We start from the raw sequence: 21971 nt of genomic DNA on the forward strand, positions 1-21971 counted from the left end.
AGGCAACCTGCTTTTAGGTCTAGAGAGTTCCAGTAGCCCGCATGTCGCGAATTTGGGTAAAATGGAAATTACGCCTTGGCAAATATATAACCGTGGATGAAGTGGTTGAAAAGATTGACCAAGTTACGGCGGACGATCTGCGAAACATCATTAATAGGTTGTTTGGTTCCGGCGCGTTGTCGCTGACTACCTTGGGGCCTGTAAAAGAAACGGTATTGCCGGAATTAAAAATTTAGGAGTAAGTTCATGCGCCAAAGAGGTTTTGAAATAGTATCGAGCTATATTGACAAAGGTATTGCGCTGCCGCGGCGGCAGACAGCGGCCAGTGCCGGTTATGATTTCGCAGCCGCGGAGGATGTCGTTGCTGCGCCTCAGACGGTTACGCTTATTCCGACCGGGTTAAAAGCCTATATGCTGCCAGATGAGTATTTGAGCATTCATATCCGGTCAAGCCTGGCCGTCAAGCACGGTTTAAGTCTGATTAATGGTCAAGGTATTATTGACGCTGATTATTATAATAATCCAACCAACGAAGGACATATTATTCTCGCAGTATTCAATCATGGGACGCAAGCGGTGCAAATTGCGAAAGGAACACGTATTGCCCAAGGCATCTTTAATAAATACCTGTTGGTCGACAACGACCGTATTGCAGGAGCTACCAGAACAGGCGGAATAGGAAGCACGGGAAAATAGACAGCGGCCATTTGGCCGTTTTTTCTTTTTGACATAAATTTTGTCTCTCTGCATATCCATTTGGTAGAAGTATGTAGGGGGGGGACTACATGTATGCCATTGGCCTTATTATCCTTCTTACGCTGCTAATAGCATGGTCATTGTGGCTTAGGACGTGCCGTTACCGGCAAATGCTTGATGAAAACAAGACCAAACCGTCGCCGGTTTCGCTTGCCGTACAGGAACTGGTGGCGACCGCAGGCGGAATATATCTTTCACTGATTATGCTTGTGTCTTTTTTAAAATTGGAAATACCTTCAACGGTGGGACTTTTGACTGTCGCTATCGACCCGTTGGCGCTAATTTCCTTGGGCGTAGCCATTATTCAGCCGCTGTTTTTAAAACTCTACCTTCTTTTACATAAATAGAACTTATAGAGGGAGGATACTATGCGTCTAAGTGAACTATCAGGGAAAGAAGTAATTAATCTTGGTGACGGTTCCCGGCTAGGCGTAATTGATGAGTGTGAGTTGTCTTTTGATAGGAAGACAGGGCGAATAAATGCTCTCATATTACCTACCCGCGGCGGGTTATTCGGTTTCTTCAGCGATAACCGGAGTTCGACAATTCCGTGGCATGCCATTAAACGGATTGGCGATGAGGTTGTTATTGTTGACTTAAACAATGCGTTTGACCGCCTGTATGCCGGTATGCGACGTGAGCGTTACGAAGACGAATATTAAAAGGAATGGTGGGAAGACTAACATTAAATTGCAACACAATTAATGTTAGGAGGGCACACCATGGTACCAAATAATACAAACCAACAAAATCAAGGCGCAACAAACAGTGTTGTTACCAGTTACGCCAAAGCGCAAACTACATCCATGCAGTCGCAGACAGCGGCACAATCGGCCGCTCAAGGGCAAGCTGCCAAAACTGGTACTGGTAGTCAGAATGTAAAAATGGTTATCGGGGTCTTTGATTCCCACCAACAGGCTGAAAAAGCGGTAAGCGAACTGCGTAACCAGGGGTTTTCTACGGAAGAAATAAATATTGTCTCCAAAGAACGTAAAAGGCGAAATGACACTGAGTTTGTTGATGACGATATTACCGACGGCGCTCTTACCGGCGGAACACTGGGTGGAATCGGTGGCCTCATGGTAGGTGCTGGAGCTCTTGCTATTCCTGGTATTGGACCGATCGTTGCCGCTGGACCTATTGCCGCGGCCTTGAGCGGCGCGGTAGCAGGGGGTATTGCCGGAGGGTTGATCGACTGGGGTATTCCGGCAGAGGTGAGTCGGCGCTATGAGCAGCATGTTGCCGAAGGCGGAATTTTAGCGGTAATCCGGTCCGATGCGGCGAAAGTACAGCAAGCGGCCCAAGTTCTCCGGCAAAATGGTGCTCGGGACGTAGAAAGTCATAATGCTCGGTAGGAAAAATAATAAATTTTTTTAAATATGTTTGACACTGGTGTAACCATTATTATACAATGAACGTAAAATGAATAATAAACCTGCGCAGGGTGAGTAGAGGTGCGGTCCTCAAGAGTACTTTCAGGGAGAGTGGCGTCAGGATCTGAAAGGAAAGGGATGACCGCCGAAGTACGAAAGAATGCCAAGCTTTCGTGCTGGTGTTGCGCCGAACAGGTGTAACACTGTCACCAAAGTTATTTTGGTGGAGCGCTATCTCAACTAAGGGCGGGGAAACACTAGTGTTTCTTGTTCCCTTTTAAGCTGTCTACTAGTGGCAGCCGGTGAGATAGCGTTCACCGGCTGCTTCTTATTTTTGTGGGAGGTGAAAGATAATGATCAGGGTAATGGTGTGTGGAGCTTATGGGAAGATGGGTCGCGAAGTCTTGAAGGCGGTACATAGGGACGAACAACTCAGCATTGTAGGTGCGGTAGACATCAAGTCCAATTTTGATGATGTCGGTGAACTGATCGGTGCAGGCAAAATAGGCGTAACCGTTGGCAACGACCTGCAAACAGTCATTAACGAAACCAAACCCCAGGTTATGGTTGATTTTACAAACCCCGATACGGTAATGAACAATATCCGTATCGCAATTAAAAACGGTGTTTGTCCCGTAGTCGGCACTACTGGTCTTAGCGAGGCCGATGTGTCTGAGGTAAGGGAATTATGCAAACAGAGCCGTGTAAATGCGATAATTTCGCCGAATTTTTCCGTAGGCGCGGTGTTGATGATGCAATTGGCACAAGAAGCTGCAAAATATTTCCCTCATGTGGAAATTATTGAGCTGCACCACGATCAAAAACTGGACGCACCGTCAGGAACAGCGCTGCGAACGGCCGAGCTAATTATGCAGAACCGTGGCAGTATGCAGCAGGGACATCCTGCCGAGGTGGAAAAACTGGCTGGTTCCCGTGGCGGCAATTTTGAAGGCATTCGTATCCATAGCGTGCGACTGCCCGGATATGTAGCTCATCAGGAGGTCATTTTCGGTGGTCTTGGGCAGACGCTAACGATTCGCCATGATTCCATTTCCCGTGAGTCTTTCATGCCGGGTGTGTTGTTGGCGTGCAAGCGGGTTTTAACCGTCGACGGACTTGTCTACGGACTGGAAAACATTATGAAGTAAACTGAGTAATTGGAGGCGAGAATTATGAAATACAATGTTGCAATCTTGGGCGCGACCGGCGCGGTAGGACAGGAATTTATTAAGCTAATTGAAGAGCGAAAGTTTCCGGTGGGGAAGTTAAAATTACTTTGCTTCGGAAAGGTCTGCCGGCAAACAGATGCAAGTTTTAGGCGAAACATATACCGTCGAAGAAGCAAAAGCCGAATCGTTCAAAGACGTGCAAATTGCTCTTTTTGCCGGGGGACCCGCCAGCAAGGTTTTTGCTCCGGAAGCCGTTAAAGCCGGCGCCGTTGTGATAGACAATTCCAGCACTTTCCGGATGGATCCCGATGTACCGCTTGTTGTCCCGGAAGTAAATCCGGAAGCAATTAAAAATCACAGAGGCATTATTGCCAACCCAAACTGCTCGACGATTATTATGGCTATGGCCTTAAAACCGATTTACGACCGAGTAAAAATCAAACGGGTTGTTGTTTCTACTTATCAGGCTGTTTCCGGAGCCGGCAAAGAGGCTATCGACGAATTAACTGACCAGGTAAAGGCAATAATGGAAGACCGCCCGGTCGAGGCTCGTATCCTGCCGAGCGCCAGCCTGCCCAAACACTACCAGATTGCTTTTAACTTGATACCACAGATTGATGTTTTCGTTGAAGACGGTTACACTAAAGAGGAAATGAAAATGGTTCATGAAACCCATAAAATTTTCAACGATTATAGCATTGCCATTACGGCTACAACGGTTCGCGTACCTGTTTACCGCAGTCATTCCGAATCCATTAACCTAGAATTAGCGGGGCCGCTCTCGGTTGAGGAGGCACGAAGCGCTCTTGCCGCTTTTCCCGGTGTTATCGTGCAGGATGATCCTGCCGAAATGCTCTATCCAATGCCACTTTATACATCTAATCGCGATGAAGTGTTTGTCGGCCGGCTCCGCCCGGATAAATCGGTTCCTTATGGGCTCAATATGTGGGTAGTAGGGGATCAAATTCGCAAAGGCGCAGCTTTAAATGCCTTGCAGATTGCTGAGTACATGATTGACCATAAATTAATATGAGGTGTGACGGATGCGTTTAATTGTTCAAAAATTTGGAGGGACTTCGGTCGCATCCTCCAAGGTCAGAGAACTCGTTGTTCAAAAAATCCACAGCGCCATGGAACAGGGATTTAGTCCCGTTGTGGTGGTTTCCGCGATGGGACGGAAAGGGGACCCTTATGCTACCGATACCCTGATTGATCTTGCCCGTTCCTCCTATAAACATATTGCTGCCCGCGAACTAGATATGATTATGTATTGCGGTGAAATCATCTCGGCGGTAGTCATGGCAGGCACCCTGCAAGCAGCCGGGATTGATGCGGTTATGCTTACCGGTGGTCAGGCCGGTATTATTACCGATAATAATTTTAATAACAGCCGAATTCTAAAAGTTGATCCTTCGCGGTTGCTGAGCTTGCTCAGAATGGGTAAAACACCGGTAGTTTGTGGCTTTCAGGGCGTTACCGTCGACGGCGAATTCACTACTCTTGGTCGGGGTGGCAGTGATACTACGGCGGCGGCTTTGGGAGCGGCTCTTAACGCCGAAATGGTGGAAATTTACACCGATGTAGACGGAATCATGACTGCTGATCCGCGCATAGTGACCAACGCTAAAATTTTAGATTCTATCACTTACGCCGAAGTTTGCCAGTTAGCGCATCAGGGAGCAAAAGTCATTCATCCGCGGGCCGTGGAAATCGCAATGCAAAAAAACATACCGTTGGTGGTTAAATCCACTTTTTCTAATGCTCCCGGCACTTTAATAACCAGCACAGCAAAAGGCGACACGCAGGAAACGGCCGTTACTGATAAAGTAGCTACCGGCGTAACGTATCTTCCGAATATTGCGCAGATTAAAATTACTTTGGACGCTGCCACCACCCATAACGAAAGCTACAAAGTGTTTAAGGCAATGGCCGACAGCGGCATCAGTGTTGACCTAATCAATGTTCATCCTGGGCAAATTATGTTTACGGTTATGGAAGAGGTAGCAGAAAAAGCAGCTGCCAAGCTGCGCAGTCTCGGTTATGCCGTGGAGACGGTCGGCGACTGTGCTAAAGTTTCGGTAGTCGGCGGTGGCATGCGGGAAGTACCAGGGGTAATGGCCAGCTTTGTCGAAGCATTGTCCCGGAATAATATACCTATCTTGCAAACAGTTGACTCACATACGTCTATTTCAGTTTTAGTTAAAAAGATGGACGTTAGTAAAGCCGTAGTGGCTCTTCACGAAAAATTCGGTCTGGCGAATTGAAGAGGAGGGAGAACTATGAAAAACTTTGGGCGGGTACTCACTGCGATGGTGACGCCGTTTCATGATGACTACAGTTGTAAACTATAAGGCAGCGGCTGAATTAGCTAAATATCTTGTAGCTAATGGTTCGGACGGCTTGGTCGTAGCCGGCAGCACCGGTGAGTCGGCAACATTAAGTAAAGAAGAAAAAATCAAGCTGTACGCAACTGTTTTGGAAGCTGTCGGTGACAAAGCTACCGTTATTGCCGGTACAGGATCCAATGATACGCGTGCGTCTATTACTCTGACAAAAGAGGCGGAAAAACTTGGTGTTCATGGCGCGATGCTTGTCGGTCCATATTACAACAAACCGCCACAAGAGGGATATTACCAGCACTTTAAGGCTATTGCCGAAGAAACGGCGTTGCCGCTGATTGTCTACAATGTTCCTGGACGTACCGGTTCGAACATTTTACCGGCGACTATTGCCAGGTTGGCCGAAATCAAAAACATTGTAGCCGTAAAAGAGGCAAGCGGCAGTTTAGATCAGGTATCAGAAATTGTCCGCATTACTCCTAGTGATTTCTTGGTATACAGCGGTGACGACAGCCTTACTTTGCCCATACTGGCAGTTGGCGGCGCTGGCATTATCAGTGTAGCTTCTCACATCGTAGGCACTCGCATGCAGGAGATGATTGCCGCTTTCTATAGCGGCAATCTGACGAAGGCACAGGCCATTCATCTCGAACTGATGCCTTTCTTTAAGGTAATTTTCGTAACGACCAATCCTATTCCTATTAAGACAGCCGTCAACCTTATCGGGCTAAATGCCGGTCCGCTCCGGCTGCCTTTGGTGTCGCCGACCGCAGCGGAACGGGAGCAAATTCAAAAGGTCATGAAGGATTTAGGAGTTCTGGTGTAATTACAGAAGGTTAAAAATTGACCGCTCATCTCCTTGAGATGAGCGGTTTGTATTGCTGAGGGGGATTTGCGCATAATAACCGTAGGCACAAGGTTTTCTACTTGTTATAAGCTAGTAAATATTGTATAATGAAAACCAAGTGGATGGAACGGGCGTATTTTTTTATTTTTATGTAGTGGGCGGCGGATAACAATTGATTGGAATATCTTGGAGGTGTAGCTCTTTTTGGCCAAACAACCGCAGAAAATTCAAATTATTCCGCTTGGCGGCTTAGGGGAAATCGGCAAAAACATGACAGTCATCCGTTATGGTGACGATATTCTGGTGATAGATTCGGGGTTGGCGTTCCCCGAAGACGATATGCTGGGTATTGACCTGGTTATCCCTGACATTACCTATCTCTTGGAAAACAAGGATTTTGTCCGGGCTATCGTGCTGACTCATGGGCATGAAGACCATATAGGGGCTCTTCCGTATGTCCTTAAGCAGCTAAATGTCCCGGTATACGGCACCCCATTAACGCTGGGCATTTTAGAAGGACGGTTACGGGAAAACAATGTAGCCGGGGAAAAGTTAATCTCGGTAAAACCAGGCGATCAAATCGATATCGGTATCTTTAAAGTTGGTTTCATCCGCGTGAGCCACAGTATCGCCGACGCTGTGGCACTATCCATCAAAACACCTATCGGTACTATCGTCCACACGGGTGACTTTAAGCTAGACCAAACGCCAGTGGATGGTAAAGTCACAGATTTTCACAAGTTTGCCGAATTAGGGGATCAGGGGGTACTTGTCCTGCTGGCCGACAGTACCAATGCTGAAAGACCTGGTTACACGCCTAGTGAGCGATCTGTGGGTATGACTTTTGACGAAACGTTTCGTACCACTCGCGAGCGTATTATTATTGCAACCTTTTCTTCCAATGTTCACCGTATCCAGCAAGCTATTGATACGGCTTGCAAGTATAAGCGTAAAGTAGCTATTCTGGGACGAAGCATGATCAATGTGGTAAATATTGCGTTGGAATTAGGCTACTTACGCGTTCCCGAAGGAGTACTTATTGATATTGACGAAATAAATAATTATCCGCCCTCAAGTATTGTCATCGTAACTACCGGCAGCCAGGGTGAACCGATGTCCGCTCTCACCCGCATGGCCATGTCTGATCATAAAAAAGTAGAAATTATGCCGGGTGATACGGTTATTATTTCGGCTACGCCCATTCCCGGAAACGAAAAATTGGTGGCTAGAACTGTTGATTATTTATTCCGCCAGGGGGCAGAGGTAGTATACGAAGCGACATCCGGCATTCACGTTTCCGGTCATGCCAGTCAAGAAGAACTGAAACTTATGCACAACCTAATCCGGCCGAAGTTTTTTGTCCCTGTGCATGGGGAATATCGCCATCTTATTAAACACGCTAAGCTGGCTCAGGAACTGGGGATGCCCAAAGAGAATATTTTTGTTACCGAAAACGGCAGTGTGTTGGAGTTTACTCGTGAGAAGGGTTGCATTGCCGGTAAAATTACAGCCGGAAAAGTACTGGTTGATGGTCTCGGCGTTGGCGACGTGGGTAATATTGTCCTCAGAGACCGTCGGCAGTTATCGCAGGATGGAATTCTTGTCATGGTTGTTACCATGGATAAACAACGCGGCTCGATTTTGGCCGGTCCGGACATTGTTTCCAGAGGTTTCGTGTACGTGCGTGAGTCAGAACAGTTGATGGATGAAGCCAAAGAAAAAGTTCGCCAGACCTTGGAGAAATGCGAGCTCAATGGCGTGACCGAATGGGCCAGTATCAAGTCCAATGTACGTGATGTCCTTGGTAAATTTCTTTATGAGCGCACGCGGCGCCGTCCGATGATTTTGCCGATCATTATGGAAGTTTAAAAAAGTATAAAAAAGTATATGGTAAGAATTGGTGGTCCAGTAAGCTTCTTGATGTGCATAAATTTCGCTTATAGATCCCATCAAAATTTTTAAATTGCAAGTACGGCCGGACTAGGCTAGTATAGTTATAGCGGAACACTTGTCATACCACAAAGTAAGAAACCGAAGCTCCGGTTTACTTTGTGGTTTTTTTTCTAAAGCAAGTATAAAGCCTTGAAGCCTCAACCTGGAGGATATCAAGGCTTTCTTTATTTTTACAGGACAAGGCGGCATTAATTTGAACTGTAAAACCAAGAAGCCCGAACCAGTAAGTACTAGTTGCATTAAAATAGGTTCACTGTTGAATACTAGAAGAAGACTAAATAGTCGGAGGGATATGATGATAGATAACGATAATCCGGTAGTCGCGCCGCCGGGACCTAATCCGGAAAATCCTAACGCGCCCGTTCAGCCTGACGTTCCCAATAAAAAAAGCCGGCAGGCGAAAAAATCGGCAACTACCGAAAACATCCAAGTTATGGGTAGTTCCGAAGTACCTACCGCCAAATCCAACATTCACGTCATGACTATTATTGGTCAGATCGAAGGGCACATGGTACTCCCGCCACAGAATAAGACAACAAAGTACGAACATGTTATGCCCCAGATTGCAGCAATTGAGCAAAATCCGGACATTGAAGGGCTGCTTTTGCTTTTAAATACTGTCGGGGGCGATGTGGAAGCCGGTCTCGCTATCGCCGAACTTATCGCCAGTCTGTCTAAACCGACGGTATCACTGGTTTTGGGCGGTGGCCATAGTATCGGGGTGCCAATAGCGGTGTCGGCGAATTACTCGTTTATTGTTGAAAGTGCTAGCATGACGATTCATCCGATTCGCCTTACCGGTCTAGTTATCGGTGCCCCCAGTTCTTTCGATTATTTAGAAAAAATGCAAGAGCGAATTAACAGATTCGTTGTTAGCCATTCCAAAATTACGGAAAAGAAATGGAAGGAGCTGCTCTTTAAGACTGGAGAATTGTCGCGGGATATCGGGACCAACGTGGTAGGGCGAGACGCTGTTCGCTATGGACTGATTGATGAGTTAGGCGGTATGGCGCAAGCTATTGCTAAGTTGCAGGAACTGATTCGTACACAGAAGGAGACGAAGGGGTTGAAGCAGTAATGATTTTATGGACGGTGCTGCCGCTGGAAATAGTGCTGGAAGGGTTTGATACTCAACCTAATTATGAGGAAATCGACTATGCCGGCCTGACGGTTGTCGTTGAGCGGCTGTCACCTGTCCAGTGCCGCGTCATTCGTATTCTGTCGACAGACCCACAGGACTATCTGCGTGCCGACCTTCAACCCGGCACCGTTTTGACTTACCAACCCGTTGCTAAAAAAGTAATTTAAATATTTGAAGGCAAGCACTCCGTAGCACTTTTGCCGGAGTGCTTATTTATTTTACAAATAATAAAGGAATTCCCAGCAAATTGGAGAAAGATAAAAAGTTGAGGTGGTTTTCTTTGGCCAAGCTGATGCCTGAATTGACTCCGGAACTAAAATATGAATTATTAGGCATCTGTTTCATTACCATAGCCATTATTGCTTTGATTAGTTTGTTAGGACTTAACACTGGTCCGGTCGGCGCTTTTATTACAAGACTATTGCAACACAGTTTCGGTGTGGGGGCTGCAGTCATCCCTTTTTTACTGGCAGCAATTGGGTCTCGTTATATTTGGACACGGCGTGAAATCGTTTATTCAGTAAAGTTTTTCGGATTAATACTGCTGTATATACAGGCGTTGGCTATTTGGCACCATTTTAAAATTAATCCTGGCATGGAGATACTACCGGAAAGTCTTGTCCCCGGCGGTGGGCTTGTCGGTGGGATGGTTTTGTTTATCTTACGCAAGTTATTCGGTATTGACGGGACTGTAATCGTCTTATTGGCAACAGTACTTTCCGCTCTTGTTATGGTTTCCGCCTATTCCCTTGCGCAAGTTCTTCAATTTGTCAAGGAAAAGGCGGTACAGGGTTTAACTACTGTACGCGAAGCCATAGCTGGTAGTTACGAAACCGCGGTGACTCTTGAAGAAGAGCAAGAGGAAAAGCCGGTAATTCCTAAATTCTACGATCAGGAACGCGAACACTACTTGGCCAGGAAAGAAACGACTGAGACAACTGTTTCAACGGTTGAACGTGTTCTGAAGGCTGAGCCCGCGGGAGAAGAAATACAAGGCAAGGGAGGCAATACTCCTTATATATTGCCTCCCTTATCGCTACTAAAAAAACCTGTCAAATCCCGAGCGGGTAAGACGACGAAGGATATTGCCGACAATGCACGCCTGCTCGAAGAGACGCTGGCCAGTTTCGGCGTTTCTGCCAAAGTCATTAATACTTGCCAGGGACCGGCAGTTACACGTTACGAGTTGGAACCGGCGCCGGGCGTCAAGGTCAGCCGGATTGTCAATTTATCCGATGATATTGCCCTCAAATTGGCTGCTCCGGGTATCCGTATTGAGGCGCCTATTCCCGGTAAAGCAGCGATCGGTATTGAGGTGCCCAATAAGGATATAGCAAGTGTTTCGTTACGGGAAGTTTTGGAAAGTGAGGAGTTTCAACGGGCTTCCTCAAAATTAACCGTTGCTTTGGGGAAGGACATTGCCGGCCAGCCGATTGTAGCTGATTTGACCAAAATGCCCCATGTCCTGGTCGCAGGGGCTACCGGCTCGGGTAAAAGTGTTTGCATTAATACATTGATTACCAGCATATTGTTTAAAGCGTTGCCGAATGAAGTAAAGTTCGTCCTAATAGATCCAAAAGTGGTGGAACTGTCTAATTATAATGGCATTCCTCATCTGTTAACCCCGGTGGTTACCGACGCGAAAAAGGCTGCTTCCGCCCTGCGATGGGCGGTGCAGGAAATGGAGCGGCGCTATGCCTTATTCGCGGCAGCAGGTGTCAGAGATATTGGTCGGTACAATGACCTCAATTCAGAGGGAAAATTGCCACTTATCGTTATTATAATCGACGAACTGGCTGATTTAATGATGGTTGCACCGGTCGATGTGGAAGACGCTATTTGTCGATTAGCCCAAATGGCGCGTGCCGCCGGTCTTCACCTGGTGCTGGCAACCCAGCGACCTTCCGTCGATGTCATTACCGGCATTATCAAAGCCAATATTCCGTCCCGGATATCCTTTGCTGTCTCGTCGCAAGTTGATTCCCGCACCATACTCGATATGGCGGGCGCGGAAAAACTGCTGGGCAAAGGTGATATGCTCTTTTACCCCGTTGGTGCGCCAAAACCCTTGCGTGTACAGGGAGCTTTCATTTCGGATAGTGAAGTGGAAGAACTTGTTTCCTATATCAAGAAACAAGCCGAGCCGGAATACACGGAAGGGGTAACGACTGCCGGCGATGTTCAAGATAAGGATGAGCGGGAAAAATATCAAGACGAACTCCTTGAGGATGCTATCCGTATGGTGCTGGAAACAGGTCAGGCGTCTGCGTCTATGTTACAGCGTAAATTCCGGATTGGCTATACTAGAGCAGCGCGGCTCATTGATACAATGGAGGAAATGAAGATTGTCGGGCCTAATTTAGGTAGTAAACCTCGGGAAATTCTTATGACCTCCGACCAAGTATATGCTCGCTATTTTAAGCAGGAATAGCCGACCGCAGAAGCATATGCTTATAAGTTTTCTTCCATTTTTTATGGGGCAGAATAGTACCAGAATTCTATGTAGTGTTGGTGATTCTTTTGCATAAAGTCATTGCGCTTGAAGATGCTTTAAAAATAGACAAACCTTTGTTTATTGACATGCGGTCACCAGGCGAATATGAACAAGGACATATACCCGGAGCGATTAATATTCCGCTATTTAATGACCATGAACGGGCGGAAGTGGGGACAATATATAAGCAAGTGGGTGTTATTGAGGCTAAACAGCGAGGATTAGCCATTGTATCAAGCAAACTTCCTGAGCTTGTCAGCCAAATCCGGTCTTTCTATCAAACAGGGTATTCAATTATCATTTATTGTTGGCGTGGCGGGATGCGATCCAAATCAGTGGTGACCGTGCTTGATTTAATGGGAATAACAGCTTACCAATTGATTGGCGGGTATAAAGCTTATCGCCGGTTTGTTCTCGATAGCTTGCGGACATTTGAATTACGGCCGGAAATCATTGTTATTTGCGGTTCAACCGGGGTGGGCAAGACTGCCTTATTAGGTAAACTTGCCAAAAAACAAATTCCGGTTATTGATTTAGAATCCTTAGCCAATCATCGCGGCTCCGTATTTGGTCAAGTCGGTTTGGGAAAACCACAGACAGCGCAAAATTTTGATGCTCTCCTCTTGCAAGAGTTACAGCGTCTTAATGAAAAACGCTATGTTGTTGTGGAATGTGAAAGTAAACGAATCGGTAATGTATATCTTCCCGATGTCTTATATCAGGCTATGCGGAGGGGAAAAAAGATTTTAGTACAGGCCGACTTGGAGACACGCGTCAGTCGCCTCATCGACGAGTATGTTGATGTTTACCGAAATAATACGGAAGCGCTGCTGGCCAGTCTCAAGGCGTTGGCCAAACGCCTGGGCACTAGGAAAGTCATGGCCTTGTCGGATAAGCTGTTGAGCGGCGAGGTGCGTGATGTTGTACGCATCCTTTTGACTGATTATTATGACCCCCTGTATGGCTATGAAACAGCCAACTTGGATTATTTTGATTTGGTAGTCAATGCTAATAATTTGGATAAAGCGGCCTGCCAAATTGTTGAGTATTTAGAGCAGAGGAGGTAATCGCGTGGAAACTGTGGGCGAAATTTTGCGGCGGGAAAGGGAAAAAAGGGGGCTAACAGTCAAGGATGTGGAAAACGCCACTAGTATACGGGCGTTATATATTAATTCTATAGAGGAGGGTAATTACTCGGCCATTCCCGGAGAGGTATATTTAAAGGGATTTATCCGCAATTATGCCAATTTCTTGGGCCTTAACGGCCAAGAGATGGTCAACCTGTATCGCCAGAGCCAGACGCCGCAAACGATTGAGCCAGCAGTGACGAAGACGGAAGCATCCTCTTCCGCTTTTCCTGTTAAGTGGCTTGTCGCAGGGGTAATGGGTGTTATCATTGCGGGCGCTGTTTGGTGGTTTACGGCCGGGCACCAGCCTAAAAGTCCAGCACCAGAAGTTAAGCCTGCTCCCGTCGCGCCGGTGCAGCCGCCGACAGTCCCGGCCCAACCACCGCAACCCACGCAGACGCTACCAGCGCCTGCCGGCCAGCCCTCGGCAAAGGCAAAACCGGTGATAATTACGGCAAAATATACTGACGCGTGCTGGACGTTAGTCACGGCCGACGGAAAAGAAATTTATGAAGGAACCCCTAATGCCGGCGATTCTTTCACCTGGGAGGCGGAGCGCAATATTGTTATTAAACTTGGCAATGCTGGTGGCGTTGAACTAAGCCACAACGGTCAGCCTCTCGGAAAGCTAGGCGCTAAAGGGGAAGTCATAGTGAAAACTTTTGCGGCAAATACTACTACAAAGCCTTAAAGGCTTTTTTCTTTTGGAGCGGTGAAGTCATGGACAATAATTTTCTTCCTATTAGCAGAGAAGATATGCAAAAGCGGGGTTGGGACCAATTAGATTTCTTATTTGTAAGCGGTGATGCTTATGTGGATCATCCCAGCTTTGGTCCGGCCGTTATTTGCCGGTTGCTGGAGAAATATGGCTACAAGGTAGGGATCATTGCCCAGCCTGACTGGCGCTCGACCGAAGATTTCAAGAAATTAGGCAAGCCTCGTCTGGGCGTACTGGTTTCAGCGGGAAACATGGATTCCATGCTGAACAAATTTACGGCGGCCAAAAAATATCGCAGCAAGGACAATTATTCTCCCGGCGGCAAGCCTGGGCGGCGACCTGACAGGGCGACCATAGTTTATTGCAACCGTATTCGGGAATTATGGAAAAATATTCCCCTAATCATCGGCGGCGTCGAAGCAAGTTTGCGCCGGTTTGCTCACTATGATTACTGGTCAGATGAGGTTCGACGTTCAATTTTAATTGATTCACGGGCTGATTTACTTATATACGGGATGGGTGAGCGGCAGATTAAGGAAATTGCTGCTCAACTTGCCGCCGGTCTTGACGTCAGGCATATTCGCGACGTCCAAGGCACCTGCTATTGCGCCGATAATTTGGATCACTTGTGGGATTATGTTCAGGTGCCGAGTTACGAAGAAGTAATTGCCAGTAAAGAAGCTTTTGCCGAAGCATTTAAACTGCAATACCTGGAGCAGGATCCCATACGCGGTAAAACGGTGGTGCAGCGGCACGGCGATGTCTTTGTCGTGCAGAACCCGCCGGTGATGCCGCTGACAACGGCTGAAATGGACGAAATTTATGATCTCCCGTACCAGCGTACATATCACCCGGTTTATGAGAAAGAGGGCGGCGTACCCGCCATCCAAGAGGTCAAATTCAGCATTGTTAGCCACCGGGGGTGTTTTGGCGGCTGTTCTTTCTGCGCGATTGTATCCCATCAAGGGCGGATCATTCAAAGCCGCAGCCACGAATCCATTTTGCGGGAAGCGAAGTTATTAACCAGACTGCCCGATTTTAAAGGCTATATTCATGATGTAGGCGGTCCCACTGCCAATTTTCGTACACCGGCCTGTCGTTTTCAGACGGAAAGAGGGGCCTGTAAGGGACGCCATTGTCTGGGATCTAACCCGTGCAGCAATCTAACAGTCGACCACACGGATTATCTCTCCTTGCTGCGCGCCCTGCGCAGTTTGCCGGGAGTGAAAAAGGTGTTTATCCGCTCCGGGCTGCGTTATGATTATTTACTGGCCGCTAAGGACGATGAATTTCTACGCGAAATATGCGAGCACCACGTAAGCGGTCAGCTCAAGGTTGCTCCCGAACACGTATCGTCAAAAGTTACGCGACTAATGGGTAAGTCGGGCAAAGAAGTATATGTTAAGTTTATGGAAGCGTACCGGCGGGTAAACCAACAGCTAGGCAAAGAACAGTATCTTGTCCCTTATTTTATGTCCAGCCATCCAGGAGCAGGATTAAAAGAAGCCGTTGAACTTGCCGAATTTCTCCGCGATATTCACTATCATCCTGAACAGGTACAAGACTTTATTCCAACGCCTGGCAGCTTGTCTACGGCCATGTATTATTCGGGCATCAATCCGCTTACAGGGGAAAAGGTTTATGTAGCCAAAGACCAGCATGAAAAGAAGTTGCAGCGGGCTTTAATGCAATATCGCGATCCTAAGAATTATGACTTGGTTTATGAGGCCTTGGTCAAAGCCAACCGGCAGGATTTAATCGGCTATGGGCCAAAGTGCCTTATAAAGCCTCGGTTAGAACAAGACAGGCCCGAGGTAAGCCGAAAACAGCGCCGTCTTCCTGTAAGCCGGCGTCGATCAGCAAAAAGGCAGCGGGCTAACAAACGTTAGCCCGCTGCATACACACGAATTTTATTTACTTATTTCCCGTCAAGCCGAATAACTCCCGGCATTTGTCTGTAAGCAAATAAATAGCGATAAGTCCATGCGGCACAATAATCATGACTGCCATTCCGAAAGCGCCGGTAAACATGAGAAACAAACCAAGTGCAACCGAGAAAAGGGACAAGTAAATCTCAACAGATCTGGCCCAACGCTTAAGTTTGAGTAACCCGTAGGCTGGTCCGGCGTATAGCAAAACAGAAACAAAGTGTCCTATTGCCGTGAGCAGGTTTGGCTCAACGGCGATGTATTGATATAAGGCGAACAAGTTGCCTAGGGCGATGATAAACAAGTATAAAATGATAAGTAAAAGCGGCAAGGGTATATTGGCCGGAATAAAAGACCACCACGAAGGCCTGTCCATGTAATCACTCCTTGTAAGCTGTTTCCATATGTTACATTATACATAATTTTATAACAACAGGGAATAACTTTAAAAGCACCAGTAAAAATAATCGTTTAAGACTTGGCAAAAAGCTGCGGGGGGTGAAGAAAAGGCATGCATCATAGTAAACCGTATTTGCAGGCGGCCCTACTGTGTGAAGGCGTGACGACGGATGAAAATGGACGACATAACATCCATAATGAATTCAGTCAGTATACCATGGGATATTCCCAACCCTTTACCGTACTAACCATTTGGCGCGGCAGCGAGAACAATCAACAAAGCTACACAGAAAAAACGGAAATCATTGCTCCTGATGGCCGCGTCGTAGCCAGTGGGGAAAATGGACCATTTTCTTTAAAAGACAGCACATACCGGCAAATTAACAGTCTCTTACTAGAGAATGTTGACTTTACGCATGAAGGCATTTATGAACTGCGTGTGACACTTGTTGATTCGCAAGATCGGGAAATAAGTCAAAATGTATATCCTATTACCGTTGTCTAACACGGGGCGCCCTGTGTTTTTTCATGAAACATGGTAGGATTTTTTTCTTGCTTACCGAAGCATTTAACAGTATAGTATTATTGTTCTGATCCCATTATTTTGGTGCTACGAGGTGGTCCCGGATGCGCCGTTATCTGCCTTTACTTCTAATTTCTGTTTTTTTATTAACCCTTGTTTTGGTCGGTTCTACAATCTTGGCCGGCTATGCCGGAAACCGGAAGGCAGATGTGAAAAGTCTTATCGTCTATACTACGCTGCCTGTGGAGCAAGTGGCCGTTTTAGGACAAGAATTTGAAAAAAACTATAATATTAAAGTTAATATCATACCACTGACAGATAAAGATTTACTCACCCGGCTAAAGACAGAAAGCGCTTCGCCACGGGCTGACCTAGTGCTTGCCAGTCGGGATGTTCTAGTCGAAGCGAAAAAATTAAATGTCTTTGCTGTGTATGCTACCGAGGAAACTGACCTCATTCCCGAACGTTTTAAAGATAATGATGATAACTGGATCGGTCTTTGGTTTGACCCTATTGTTTTTGCTGTTAACCTAGATGCGCTTAAAAACATGCCGAAGCAGCCGTCGCGGTGGGCCGATTTGGGGAAAGAATCCCGGTTGCGCTTGGCTATGACCGACTTTTTGGCGGCGGAAGCATCGGAAACGTTGCTGCATACGCTGATATCCGTTTATGGTGAAGAAAAAACGCTAGCTTATCTTAAGACCATCCATCCACAAATTGTGCAGTATGCCAAATTTTTAGCTACCCCGGTAAGAATGGCGGGAATGGGAGAAGCTGACATTGCCATTGCCGTTCATTCGGAAACCCTTCGCTATATTCATGAAGGGTTTCCCCTAAAAATCATTTATCCCGAAGAAGGTACCGCTTTTTGGCTGGCAGGCGCAGGTTTGTTGCCAAAAAGCGCTGCATGCCGCTGAAGCTAAACAGTTTCTTGCTTGGCTTATAACCGATAACGCCCAGGCGACCTTGCAAAAGAATCGTTATTATTTCATACCTACCAATCCCGAGTTACTTACCTACCGGAATTACGCGGCTAAGAATTTAAAACTATGGGACTACACCGCCACAATGACACGCGAACAAAAAGACAAACTATTGGATAAATGGGTGCAGTCAGTGCGATTTAGCCCCAAATAGCGGGAGGGAGAAAAATGCTCAAAGCCGGGTTTGTCAGCCTCGGCTGCGCGAAAAACCTAGTTGATACAGAAGTTATGCTCGGCATATTAACCAATAACAACATTGCCATTGTCGATGACCCGGGTGATGCTGATATTCTCATTGTCAATACCTGCGGATTTATTGATTCGGCGAAAGAAGAATCCATTACTACTATTCTCCAAATGGCTGAATATAAGAAGGAAAGTAACTGTCGGGCGCTTATCGTTGCCGGCTGTCTAGGACAACGTTATCAGCAGGAATTGCTTGATGAGCTGCCGGAAGTAGACGCCATTGTCGGAACGGGAGCTTGGCATCGCATTATGGAAGCCGTTCAGGCTGCTCTGTCCGGACAGAGAGTATTAGTTATTGGTCCAACGGAAACTATTTACGATGAAACCATGCCGCGTATTTATACGACACCTAAGTATAGTGCTTACGTTAAAGTTGCCGAAGGGTGCAGCAATTGCTGTTCCTATTGTGTTATTCCGTTGGTACGGGGCCGGTTTCGCAGCCGTCCGCAGGAATCCATTGTCAGTGAGGTAAAACGTTTGGCGGCAAACGGCATCAAGGAAATAAATCTTATCGCCCAGGATACGACCAGTTACGGCCGGGATTTGTATGGCCAGCTCCAGTTGCCGCAGCTGTTGCGCGCCTTGGTTCAGATTGAGGGAATCGAATGGATACGTCTTCTTTACTGTTATCCCCGCTACTTTACCGATGAGCTTATCGAGGTAATAGCCAAAGAGCCAAAAATCTGCAAATATGTTGATTTACCACTTCAGCATATTCACGACGACATTTTAAAGGCCATGCACCGGCGGGACAGCCGCTTTGACATTGAAAGCTTGCTTGCCAAGATTCGAAAAGCCATACCGGACGTAGCCATCCGCACGTCTTTTATCGTCGGCTTCCCGGGGGAAACAGACGACCATTTTCAAGTGCTGCAGGAATTTATGCAAGTTCAGAAATTTGATCATGTTGGCATCTTTACCTATTCTCAAGAAGAAGGAACAGTAGCGGGGGCCATGGCAGACCAGGTTCCGGAGGAAGTCAAACAGGAACGCTACCATGCTCTAATGGCTTTGCAGTGCCAAATTTCGGAAGAAATTAATCGCCAGTTGGAAGGACGTGTGCTAAAGGTACTGGTAGAGGGTAAAAGCGATCAACCAGGGGTGGTTTTTGGTCGTTCTTACCGGGAAGCGCCTGATGTGGATGGACGTGTTTATGTAGAAGGGGCGCCAGGCAGTAGGGCCGGTGACCTGATTGTTGCTAAGGTAGTACAGGGTTTTACCTATGATTTGTTGGCGGAAAAAATATAGACCCGGCTGGGAACCGTCAAAATAGTAGAGGCTTGTCCCTACTATTTTTCTTTCATTCAGCAAGGATTTGCTCATCTTACGCGAAATGTATAAAAATGGAGGGAGTAGTATGATAGTAGAGATAGTCAGCACCGGAACTGAACTGCTGCTTGGCCAAATCGTTAATACGAATGCCGCCTATTTGGCGCGTAAACTAAACAGTTTAGGTTTTCATGTTTTGTACCAATCAACGGTAGGCGATAACCGCGAGCGGATGACACAGGTATTGGCAACCGCCTTGGCGCGGGCTGATATTGTCATCACGTCAGGGGGATTAGGACCAACACAAGGTGATATTACTAAGGAAGTATCGGCCGGTCTTTTGAATAAGCCGCTTATTTTGCATGAGCCAAGCCTGGAACGGATCCGCTGCTTTTTTCGACAAAGGAACTTGCCCATGCCTGATAATAATGTGCGACAAGCCATGGTGCCTGAAGGAGCTATCGTTGTTGATAATGAACGGGGAACGGCCCCGGGCGTCATTTTGGAGGAGGGAGAAAAGACGATTATCCACCTGCCTGGCCCACCTCACGAATTGGAGCCCATGTTTGAACGCTCAATTGTGCCGTACCTAATCCGCCGCTTCGGCGAGCAAGGCATTATCGTCTCCCGCGTGTTGCGTACTTACGGCATTGGTGAATCTACGCTTGAGGAAAAAATTCGGGACTTTATTTTAAACCAATCGAATCCTACCATTGCGTTATTAGCCCGAAACGGTGAAATTCACGTTCGTCTCACCGCCAAAGGAGCTTCGGCGATGGAGGCGAACGAATTGATTATGCGCCTGGAGAACCAGCTTCGCCAGTACATTGATCAGTACATATTTGGAATAGACGAAGAAAGTTTAGAAATTGTTGTCGGCAGGCTGCTGCAGGCAAAAGGAATGACTCTAGCTTTAGCCGAGTCCTGCACAGGCGGTCTTGTAAGCAGCCGCATAACAGACGTTCCGGGTAGCTCAGTTTATTTAACAGGCGCTATTGTCTGCTATAGCAACCAAATAAAAATAGACAGTGTTGGCGTGCCGGCGGAAATACTTGAGCGCTATGGCGCTGTCAGCAAAGAAACGGCTTGCTATATGGCGCAGGGCATTCGCGGCAAGTTTAAGACAGATCTTGGCGTTGGCATTACTGGTATTGCTGGACCCGGCGGGGCGACAGCGACTAAGCCGGTTGGTCTTGTATACATAGCGGTGGACGGACCGGCTGGCTGCGATTGCCAGGAATACCGCTTTTTTGGTGAACGAACCGGAATAAAGCACCGGACGGCTTTAGCGGCGCTCAATCAACTGCGGCTTTATGTTGGTCGTTGAAATAAAGGAGGATAAAAGGTTGAAAGACAACGGTTTTTTCGGAAATATTCAATTAAGTAGAAAGGTATTAGCTGCCATAACGGAAATGGGGTTTGAAGAGCCGTCGCCGATACAGAGTCAAACGATACCGCTCGTATTGGCCGGGCATGACGTAATCGGCCAGGCGCAGACAGGAACCGGCAAGACGGCCGCTTTTGGCATTCCGATCGTGGAACGCATAACCGACCATCGCCATATTCAGGCGCTAGTTCTAACCCCAACCCGCGAATTAGCTATTCAAGTGGCCGAAGAAATTGCCAAGATCGGTAAATTTAAGAAGGTAAAAACACTCCCTATTTATGGCGGTCAGTCTATTGAACGACAAATTAGGGCCTTACGCTCAGGCGGCGTACAAGTAGTAATCGGCACGCCTGGCCGGCTGCTTGATCATATTCGTCGCAACACGATTAAACTTGGCTCGGTAAAAACCCTGGTTCTAGATGAAGCGGATGAAATGCTCGATATGGGCTTTATCGAAGACATTGAGAGTATTTTACAGCATCTTCCCGCTGAAGACCGACAAACACTGCTCTTCTCGGCAACTATGCCTGCGCCCATCCTGCGTCTTGCCGACAAGTACATGCGGGACGCCATTACTGTTACTATAAGCAAAGAACAATTGACGGTGCCGCTTATTGATCAGTATTACTATGAAGCACGCGATAAATTGGAAGCGTTATGCCGCGTATTGGACGTTGAGGTCAACGGGACGCTCATTATCTTTTGTCGAACCAAAAAAGGCGTAGACGAGCTAGTAGCCTCCCTGCAGGCGCGCGGGTACATGGCGGATGGGCTGCATGGCGACCTTAGCCAAGCGCAGCGTGACCGGGTAATGAAAAAGTTCCGGGAAGGCAAATTGGAAATTCTGGTGGCTACCGATGTAGCGGCTCGCGGGCTGGACATTGAGCATGTCACACACGTTATTAACTACGATATCCCGCAGGACCCGGAATCTTACGTCCACCGCATCGGCCGCACCGGACGGGCCGGCAAAAAAGGGATAGCTATCACCTTCATCGAACCGCGTGAGTACCGTCAGCTTAAGCTGATTGAAAGAACGATAAAAACGCGCATTGTGCGTAAACAATTGCCGTCACCGGCCGATGTTGTTGAGCGTTACCGGGAAGTGATCAAGAGCCAAGTTATTGCCACGGTTGAACAAGCTAATTTCCAGGAATACCTTTCCATCGTGCAAGAGCTTGCTGGCTTTTATGAGGTCCTGGATATTGCCGCTGCCGCCCTTAAATTGTTTCAGGAGGGATTTAAGGAAAAACAACAGGCCGATGATAAACATGTATTCGGCGATACAGGGGCCGAGGAGGGCATGGTTCGTCTCTTTA

At 47.2% G+C, this 21971-nt stretch carries 21 protein-coding genes, 1 pseudogene and 1 riboswitch; of the genes and pseudogenes, 21 read left to right on the forward strand and 1 reads right to left on the reverse strand.

The window, feature by feature from the left end:
• The first annotated feature begins 41 nt into the window (after positions 1–41).
• From TCARDRAFT_RS16030 to TCARDRAFT_RS10375, 16 genes and pseudogenes are all read left to right on the forward strand, one after another.
• Complete coding sequence (locus tag TCARDRAFT_RS16030; protein ID WP_232199117.1) at positions 42–236, forward strand: hypothetical protein; 195 nt, start codon at positions 42–44, stop codon at positions 234–236.
• A 10-nt stretch (positions 237–246) separates the two neighbouring features.
• A complete protein-coding gene (locus TCARDRAFT_RS10305; protein ID WP_007289930.1) occupies positions 247–696 on the forward strand; it encodes a dCTP deaminase/dUTPase family protein in 450 nt (149 codons plus the stop codon).
• Positions 697–785: 89 nt separating this feature from the next.
• Positions 786–1103 (forward strand): hypothetical protein, encoded by a 318-nt coding sequence (locus TCARDRAFT_RS10310; protein ID WP_007289931.1) that lies wholly within the window; start codon positions 786–788, stop codon positions 1101–1103.
• Positions 1104–1124: 21 nt separating this feature from the next.
• Positions 1125–1418: a YlmC/YmxH family sporulation protein gene (locus TCARDRAFT_RS10315; RefSeq protein ID WP_007289932.1), complete on the forward strand. Its 294-nt coding sequence runs from the start codon at positions 1125–1127 to the stop codon at positions 1416–1418.
• A 60-nt stretch (positions 1419–1478) separates the two neighbouring features.
• A complete protein-coding gene (locus TCARDRAFT_RS10320; RefSeq protein ID WP_007289933.1) occupies positions 1479–2111 on the forward strand; it encodes a general stress protein in 633 nt (210 codons plus the stop codon).
• A gap of 86 nt (positions 2112–2197) precedes the next feature.
• Positions 2198–2371: riboswitch (Lysine riboswitch) on the forward strand.
• 111 nt (positions 2372–2482) lie between these two features.
• Positions 2483–3277 (forward strand): 4-hydroxy-tetrahydrodipicolinate reductase, encoded by a 795-nt coding sequence (gene dapB / locus TCARDRAFT_RS10325; protein ID WP_007289934.1) that lies wholly within the window; start codon positions 2483–2485, stop codon positions 3275–3277.
• Positions 3278–3298: 21 nt separating this feature from the next.
• A pseudogene (locus tag TCARDRAFT_RS10330) lies at positions 3299–4331 on the forward strand (aspartate-semialdehyde dehydrogenase).
• A gap of 10 nt (positions 4332–4341) precedes the next feature.
• Positions 4342–5562, forward strand: coding sequence for an aspartate kinase (dapG, locus tag TCARDRAFT_RS10335; protein ID WP_007289936.1), 1221 nt, complete (start codon positions 4342–4344; stop codon positions 5560–5562).
• 61 nt (positions 5563–5623) lie between these two features.
• Entirely contained in the window at positions 5624–6463 is an 840-nt protein-coding gene (dapA, locus tag TCARDRAFT_RS10340) for a 4-hydroxy-tetrahydrodipicolinate synthase (RefSeq protein WP_007289937.1), read from the forward strand.
• A 225-nt stretch (positions 6464–6688) separates the two neighbouring features.
• Positions 6689–8353, forward strand: a complete 1665-nt coding sequence (locus TCARDRAFT_RS10345; protein ID WP_007289938.1) for a ribonuclease J — start codon at positions 6689–6691, stop codon at positions 8351–8353.
• Between the two features lie 376 nt (positions 8354–8729).
• Positions 8730–9515: a ClpP family protease gene (locus TCARDRAFT_RS10350; protein ID WP_269635013.1), complete on the forward strand. Its 786-nt coding sequence runs from the start codon at positions 8730–8732 to the stop codon at positions 9513–9515.
• Complete coding sequence (locus tag TCARDRAFT_RS10355; RefSeq protein ID WP_007289940.1) at positions 9515–9745, forward strand: YlzJ-like family protein; 231 nt, start codon at positions 9515–9517, stop codon at positions 9743–9745. The genes TCARDRAFT_RS10350 and TCARDRAFT_RS10355 overlap by 1 nt, the downstream gene beginning before the upstream one ends.
• Positions 9746–9870: 125 nt before the next feature.
• On the forward strand, positions 9871–12009 hold the full coding sequence (locus TCARDRAFT_RS10360; protein ID WP_050769627.1) for an FtsK/SpoIIIE family DNA translocase: 2139 nt from the start codon (positions 9871–9873) through the stop codon (positions 12007–12009).
• Positions 12010–12089: 80 nt separating this feature from the next.
• Entirely contained in the window at positions 12090–13139 is a 1050-nt protein-coding gene (gene mnmH / locus TCARDRAFT_RS10365) for a tRNA 2-selenouridine(34) synthase MnmH (RefSeq protein WP_232199119.1), read from the forward strand.
• 4 nt (positions 13140–13143) lie between these two features.
• Complete coding sequence (locus TCARDRAFT_RS10370; RefSeq protein WP_007289943.1) at positions 13144–13890, forward strand: helix-turn-helix domain-containing protein; 747 nt, start codon at positions 13144–13146, stop codon at positions 13888–13890.
• A 29-nt stretch (positions 13891–13919) separates the two neighbouring features.
• Positions 13920–15806: a YgiQ family radical SAM protein gene (locus TCARDRAFT_RS10375; RefSeq protein WP_007289944.1), complete on the forward strand. Its 1887-nt coding sequence runs from the start codon at positions 13920–13922 to the stop codon at positions 15804–15806.
• A 25-nt stretch (positions 15807–15831) separates the two neighbouring features.
• On the opposite strand, the gene TCARDRAFT_RS10380 is transcribed toward TCARDRAFT_RS10375, so the two are convergent.
• Entirely contained in the window at positions 15832–16221 is a 390-nt protein-coding gene (locus tag TCARDRAFT_RS10380; protein ID WP_007289950.1) for a hypothetical protein, read from the reverse strand.
• Between the two features lie 135 nt (positions 16222–16356).
• On the opposite strand from TCARDRAFT_RS10380, the gene TCARDRAFT_RS10385 reads away from it, so the two are divergent.
• The 5 genes from TCARDRAFT_RS10385 to TCARDRAFT_RS10405 all read left to right on the forward strand — a co-directional run.
• Complete coding sequence (locus tag TCARDRAFT_RS10385) at positions 16357–16749, forward strand: DUF6941 family protein (RefSeq protein WP_007289945.1); 393 nt, start codon at positions 16357–16359, stop codon at positions 16747–16749.
• 122 nt (positions 16750–16871) lie between these two features.
• Positions 16872–17684, forward strand: a complete 813-nt coding sequence (locus TCARDRAFT_RS10390) for an ABC transporter substrate-binding protein (RefSeq protein WP_007289946.1) — start codon at positions 16872–16874, stop codon at positions 17682–17684.
• Positions 17685–17918: 234 nt separating this feature from the next.
• Positions 17919–19244, forward strand: a complete 1326-nt coding sequence (gene rimO / locus TCARDRAFT_RS10395) for a 30S ribosomal protein S12 methylthiotransferase RimO (protein WP_007289947.1) — start codon at positions 17919–17921, stop codon at positions 19242–19244.
• 109 nt (positions 19245–19353) lie between these two features.
• On the forward strand, positions 19354–20592 hold the full coding sequence (locus TCARDRAFT_RS10400) for a competence/damage-inducible protein A (RefSeq protein ID WP_007289948.1): 1239 nt from the start codon (positions 19354–19356) through the stop codon (positions 20590–20592).
• A partial coding sequence (locus tag TCARDRAFT_RS10405; RefSeq protein ID WP_050769628.1) for a DEAD/DEAH box helicase occupies positions 20579–21971 on the forward strand: 1393 nt, incomplete at its 3' end. The genes TCARDRAFT_RS10400 and TCARDRAFT_RS10405, both read left to right, overlap by 14 nt.

It is taken from the genome of Thermosinus carboxydivorans Nor1 (assembly GCF_000169155.1).
GTDB lineage: Bacteria > Bacillota > Negativicutes > Sporomusales > Thermosinaceae > Thermosinus > Thermosinus carboxydivorans.